General features: G+C 61.5%; 6 protein-coding genes. 2 read left to right on the forward strand and 4 right to left on the reverse strand.

The window, feature by feature from the left end; translation table 11 throughout:
* Positions 1-41 precede the first annotated feature (41 nt).
* Positions 42-722, reverse strand: coding sequence for a class I SAM-dependent methyltransferase (locus tag HX786_RS23920; RefSeq protein ID WP_178912672.1), 681 nt, complete (start codon positions 720-722; stop codon positions 42-44).
* A 132-nt stretch (positions 723-854) separates the two neighbouring features.
* On the opposite strand from HX786_RS23920, the gene HX786_RS23925 reads away from it, so the two are divergent.
* Positions 855-1370 carry a GNAT family N-acetyltransferase gene (locus tag HX786_RS23925; protein ID WP_250884661.1) on the forward strand — a complete coding sequence of 172 codons (516 nt, stop codon included), beginning with the start codon at positions 855-857 and terminating at the stop codon, positions 1368-1370.
* Positions 1371-1373: 3 nt separating this feature from the next.
* Here the strand turns inward: HX786_RS23925 and HX786_RS23930 are convergent, their stop codons facing one another.
* Both HX786_RS23930 and HX786_RS23935 read right to left on the reverse strand, forming a co-directional pair.
* Positions 1374-1799, reverse strand: a complete 426-nt coding sequence (locus tag HX786_RS23930; protein WP_008435362.1) for an N-acetyltransferase — start codon at positions 1797-1799, stop codon at positions 1374-1376.
* A 16-nt stretch (positions 1800-1815) separates the two neighbouring features.
* Complete coding sequence (locus HX786_RS23935) at positions 1816-2382, reverse strand: TetR/AcrR family transcriptional regulator (protein ID WP_177008604.1); 567 nt, start codon at positions 2380-2382, stop codon at positions 1816-1818.
* Between the two features lie 101 nt (positions 2383-2483).
* Here HX786_RS23935 and HX786_RS23940 point away from each other — a divergent pair, with 101 nt between their 5' ends.
* Positions 2484-3923 carry an amidase gene (locus tag HX786_RS23940; RefSeq protein WP_178912674.1) on the forward strand — a complete coding sequence of 480 codons (1440 nt, stop codon included), beginning with the start codon at positions 2484-2486 and terminating at the stop codon, positions 3921-3923.
* A gap of 165 nt (positions 3924-4088) precedes the next feature.
* Here HX786_RS23940 and HX786_RS23945 read toward each other — a convergent pair whose 3' ends face one another.
* Positions 4089-4580: a GNAT family N-acetyltransferase gene (locus HX786_RS23945; protein ID WP_177081452.1), complete on the reverse strand. Its 492-nt coding sequence runs from the start codon at positions 4578-4580 to the stop codon at positions 4089-4091.
* Positions 4581-4699: the final 119 nt, after the last annotated feature.

The raw sequence follows: 4699 nt of genomic DNA on the forward strand, positions 1-4699 counted from the left end.
GGGGGTGGGGCGTCGGGGAGTTGGTAAGCCTCCCCCGGAAGCTAGGCGGGCTTGTACGCAACCCAGCCCTTGAAGCTGAAGCCCGCGTAGAACAGTTCCACACCTTCGAAGCCTGCCTCCCGTAGCAGCGCTTCATCGACGTTGGGTGACAGCACCGGCAAGTGGCTGCTGATGGCGGCAATCGCCCGCTGGGCATCTTCAGCCGGTACGCCGGAATCCACGGCATAGGCCGCATAACGCTTCAGCCAGCGCGCTTTTTCCTCTGGCGACGACTGCGGGAAGCTGTGATGCGCCGCAATCAAAGGCGCGCCCGGCGACAAGCGCCGCCACAGTTCTTTCAGGGTTTGCAGACGCTCTTCGGCCGGGATGAAATGCAAGGTCAGCAAGGACGTGGCGGCATCGAACGGCCCCTCGGGCGCGGTATCGATATAGCCTTCATGTAACTGCACCCGGGCCATCAGCGGACCCAAGGTGGCCTCGGCCAGCTTCAGCATCTCGGCAGACGGGTCCACCCCCACAAACTGCCACTCGGGCTGACTGTCGGCAAACTTCTTCAACTCCAGCCCACCGCCTGCGCCGAGTACCAATACCTTGCCGGTGGCCGAGACGCTTTCGCGCAATAGCAGCGTGGTCATGCGCTGCAGGGACTCGAAACCCGGCACCAGCCTCACCGGGCCTTCGGCGTAGCGGGCGACAGCGTCGGGATCTGAAAACCAGGTCATTGCTGGCTCCTGTTGGCGGGGGAAGCGACAACCCTACTGGGGCAAATTCAGGCTGGCAATTGAAGAGATGTGCAGTTGTGTTAAAACGTTGCCTTTGCTGATTTTGAGAGTACCCCTCGAATGCTTCCCGACATGCTTATCCGCGATGCACGGCCTGAAGACGCGTTATGCGTTGGTGTGCTGGGCATGCAGGTTTTTCTCGATACTTACGCCACCGAAGGCATTCGCGACTCAATCGCCGCCGAGGCGCTGCAAGCGTTTTCACCCCAGACGATTTCCGCGCTGATCGCCCAGCCGGGCACGGCCATCATCGTCGCTGAAGCCAATGGGCATCTGGTGGGGTTTGCCCAAGTGGCGATGGACACCGGCCATGCGCTGATCTCAACCCCGAAACCGGCGGAGTTGCAGCGGCTCTACATCCAGGAACGGTTTACCGGGCTCGGACTCGGCTACCGTTTGCTGCAAGCGGCTGAACAGCGCGCAGGGCAGGGTGGCGCTTCTTTGTTGTGGGCGACGGTGTGGGTCGGCAACGAGCGGGCGCTGGGTTTTTATCCGCGTCGTGGTTATGAGCTATTGGGGGCGCCTACGTATACGTTCCAGAATGAAACCCATGAAAATCGGTTGTTTGGCAAAAGGCTTGGCGTCTAGCCGTCAGAGCGTTTTGCTGAGGAAAACCCGGCTGCTGCCTTGCGGGTCGCATGGTATTTCACCAAAACGTACCCAGCCATTCTTCTCGTAAAATTCCGGGGCCTGGAAACTGATGGTGTACAGCACCGCCGAGCGGCACCCTCGGTGACGGGCTTCGTCTTCGAACGCCTTCAGCAGCGATGTACCCAGGCCTGAACCACGCAGCGCATCGGGCAAATGGAACAGGTCGAGGAACGCCATCCCGAGGCTGGTTTTGCCAGTGATGCCGCCGAGGGTTTCACCGGTGTCGGGATCCTTGATCAGCACCGTCAACGGACGTCGGTCATTGGAGCCGGTGATGTGTTCGTTGAAGGCGGCGAGTCCCTTGCCGAGAAGCTGCTCGGCTTCGGCGTCTGGTTGGTCACCTATCTCAATCAAATGCTGTTTCATCAGGTTCTGCTCCCTGTCAAAGCCGTTCCCGCACCATCCGCATCAGCCGTTCACCCACCTGATCCACGCCTTTGTTTTGCGCAACCACCTGGGCACCTTCCATCAACAACGTCAGCTCTTCAGCCAGCTCCCCGGGCTTGCTCGCCTTGAGCTGCGTGCACAGCAGCTTCACCCGCTCAAACTGGCGTTTTTTATGCGCCTGGATCAGCGCTCGCGCAGGGTGATCGGCCTCCGGAATTTCCGCGAGGGTGTTGGTAAACGGGCAACCGCGATAGCCCGCCCGTTCCAGGTCGTCGACGATAAAACCCGCCAAGCCCAGCAGCTGTTCCCTGGGGGAGTCGGGGTGTTGCTGCGCCAGGCCATCCAGCACATCGCTGTAGCTTTCCGTCAGGCGCTCCAGCCACTCCAGCACCAGCGCATCCTTATTCTCGAAATGCCGGTACACGGTCATCTTGGTCGAGGCGGCCAGTGCCGCAATGGCATCCACGCTGACACGGGTGATGCCCTGTTCGACAAACAGCGTTTGCGCCGCATCGACGATCCGCTCGCGGGGCGGCAGTTGAGGTGTCCGTTGCGCACGCATGCACATTCTCCACTTGACATCGATACCATTGAGTATCGCATGATACTTATCGGTATCGTCCGATACCGAAGAGTATTCATCATACCCGTTTGGAGGGTTTCATGTACCTGTCTGAATATGCCGATCAGGATGCTACCGGCCTGGCACGCCTGATCCACACCCACGCTGTCAGTGTCGACGAGGTGCGCGCGGTGGCCTTGCAAGCCATCTTAGTCGTCAACCCGCAGATCAACGCCTTGGTGGAAGCCTGGGACGATGAACCGGTTGCGGCCCAAGGCCCGTTCCATGGCGTGCCGCTGCTGCTCAAAGACCTGGGCGTCAGCGCCGCAGGCCGCCGCAATGAACTCGGCAGCGCGCTCGCGCAGGGCTGCACCGCCGATGCCGACTCGGAACTGATGACCCGCCTGCGCCGCGCCGGCCTCATGCCGTTGGGCCGCACCACCACTCCCGAATTCGCCGCCAGCACCACCACCGAAAGCCGCTTTTCAGGCCCCACCCGCAACCCGTGGGACGTGCAGCGCAGCGCCGGTGGTTCCAGCGGCGGCTCGGCAGCGGCGGTGGCGGCGGGGTTGGTACCGGTGGCGCATGCGACCGATGGCGGCGGCTCAATCCGCGTACCCGCGTCCATGTGCGGCCTGTTCGGGCTCAAGCCCAGCCGTGGTCGCGTGCCCATGGGGCCGGACGTCGACGAAGTCTGGAGTGGTTTGGCAGTGCACGGGGTATTGACCCGTTCGGTACGCGACAGCGCTGGCATGCTCGACGCGATCCATGGCGGCGCGCCTGGAGATCCGTTTCGCATAGCACCGCCAGAAAACAGCTTTTCGGCGCTTGCCCAACGGGCGCCCGGTTCGTTGCGCATTGCCCTCCAGAGCCTGCCTTTAAACGGGCAGAAGCTGCATCCGGCGGTGGAACAGGCGCTGTTCAATACCGCCAAACAACTGGAAGCACTGGGTCATCAGGTTGAAGAACTCCAGCCGGACATTGGCGTGAGTTGGGAAGCGTTTGTCGAACTCAATGCGCGTTTCTGGTCGTCGAACACGGCAGCCTGGATAGATGCAGTTGCCGGCGCGACGGGTCGTTCGATCAGTGCTGAATGCCTGGAACCGGCGACACTGGCGTTGTATCGCCTGGGCAAGTCACTGCAAGCGACAGACCTGTTGGGGGCCCTGTGGGAACGCAACATCGTCGCGCGCCACATGGGTGACCTGTTCCAGCGATATGACGTGCTGCTGTCGCCCACACTGCCCGGGCTGGCGCCGATGATCGGCGACTACAACCAGGGCCAGGCGCAACTGGACGGGCGAGGGTGGATGAATCGAGTGTTTGCGCATTCGCCGTTTACCGCGCTGGCCAACGTCATTGGCGCGCCGGCGATGTCGGTGCCGCTGGGTCATGATTCCCGGAGCGGGCTGCCGATCGGCATGCAGTTCATGGGCGCGTTTGGTCAGGAGGGCATGTTGCTTGGCCTGGCGACGCAACTGGAACGGGCAACGCCTTGGGCTGCACGTCGCCCGCACGTGTGGGCCGGGGGAAACCCGTAACCCAAGGCAAATGCTTTCCCTGTGGCGAGGGAGCTTGCTCCCGTTGGGCTGTGCAGCAGCCCCAAAACCAGTCACCAGGTCTCTGAAAAACCGCGTCCACTGAATCAGGGGCGCTTCGCACCCCAACGGGAGCAAGCTCCCTCGCCACAGGGGGAAGTGTGATGGCTAGATATCCATCACCATCTCATGCCACGCCATCCCGCCATGGTCCGACGCCGACGGCTGCACATAGCGATAGCCCATGCGCTTATACAGGTCAACATGCTGGTCCTTGCACATCAGGTGAATGGTCTTCTTGCCCATCGCCTGCATGCGCTGCACGAACTCCGTCATCAAGCGCGTGGAGTAGCCCTTGCCTTGCTGGGCGGGATCCACCACCACCGACATGATCACCACATTCGGCGCATCGGCTGAATGCCCGACCAACTCCTTGAAGGCTTCATCCGACATCACCACTTCATCGGCGCAACCGCAGTTGATGAAACCGACCACAACACCATCCGCCTCCAGGATCAGAAAGCCTTGCGGGTACAGCGCAATGCGCGTGGCGATCTTTTCCAGGGTCGCGGCTTCATCGCCTTCGTAGGCCGAGATTTCGATCTCGTAGCAACGGTTGGCGTCTGCGGGGTTGGCGTTACGGAAGGTGAGGGCGTGCATTGGGTTACCAGAGAAATTGAACGAAAGCCCCCATGATAAAGAAAGAACACCCCGACAGCACCGCCGAACACAAAACCCACTCACACCACCGACCCCCTATGGGAGCCGTCGAGCTTTAG

The sequence above is a fragment of the Pseudomonas sp. 21615526 genome, from assembly GCF_013386245.1.
Taxonomy (GTDB): domain Bacteria; phylum Pseudomonadota; class Gammaproteobacteria; order Pseudomonadales; family Pseudomonadaceae; genus Aquipseudomonas.

Excerpts from the sequence above, each read along its gene's own strand:
- HX786_RS23940 (WP_178912674.1), top strand. The coding sequence starts at position 2,484 with ATGTACCTGTCTGAATATGCCGATCAGGATGCTACCGGCCTGGCACGC.
- HX786_RS23930 (WP_008435362.1), bottom strand. The coding sequence starts at position 1,799 with ATGAAACAGCATTTGATTGAGATAGGTGACCAACCAGACGCCGAAGCC.
- HX786_RS23945 (WP_177081452.1), bottom strand. The coding sequence starts at position 4,580 with ATGCACGCCCTCACCTTCCGTAACGCCAACCCCGCAGACGCCAACCGT.
- HX786_RS23920 (WP_178912672.1), bottom strand. The coding sequence starts at position 722 with ATGACCTGGTTTTCAGATCCCGACGCTGTCGCCCGCTACGCCGAAGGC.
- HX786_RS23935 (WP_177008604.1), bottom strand. The coding sequence starts at position 2,382 with ATGCGTGCGCAACGGACACCTCAACTGCCGCCCCGCGAGCGGATCGTC.
- HX786_RS23925 (WP_250884661.1), top strand. The coding sequence starts at position 855 with ATGCTTATCCGCGATGCACGGCCTGAAGACGCGTTATGCGTTGGTGTG.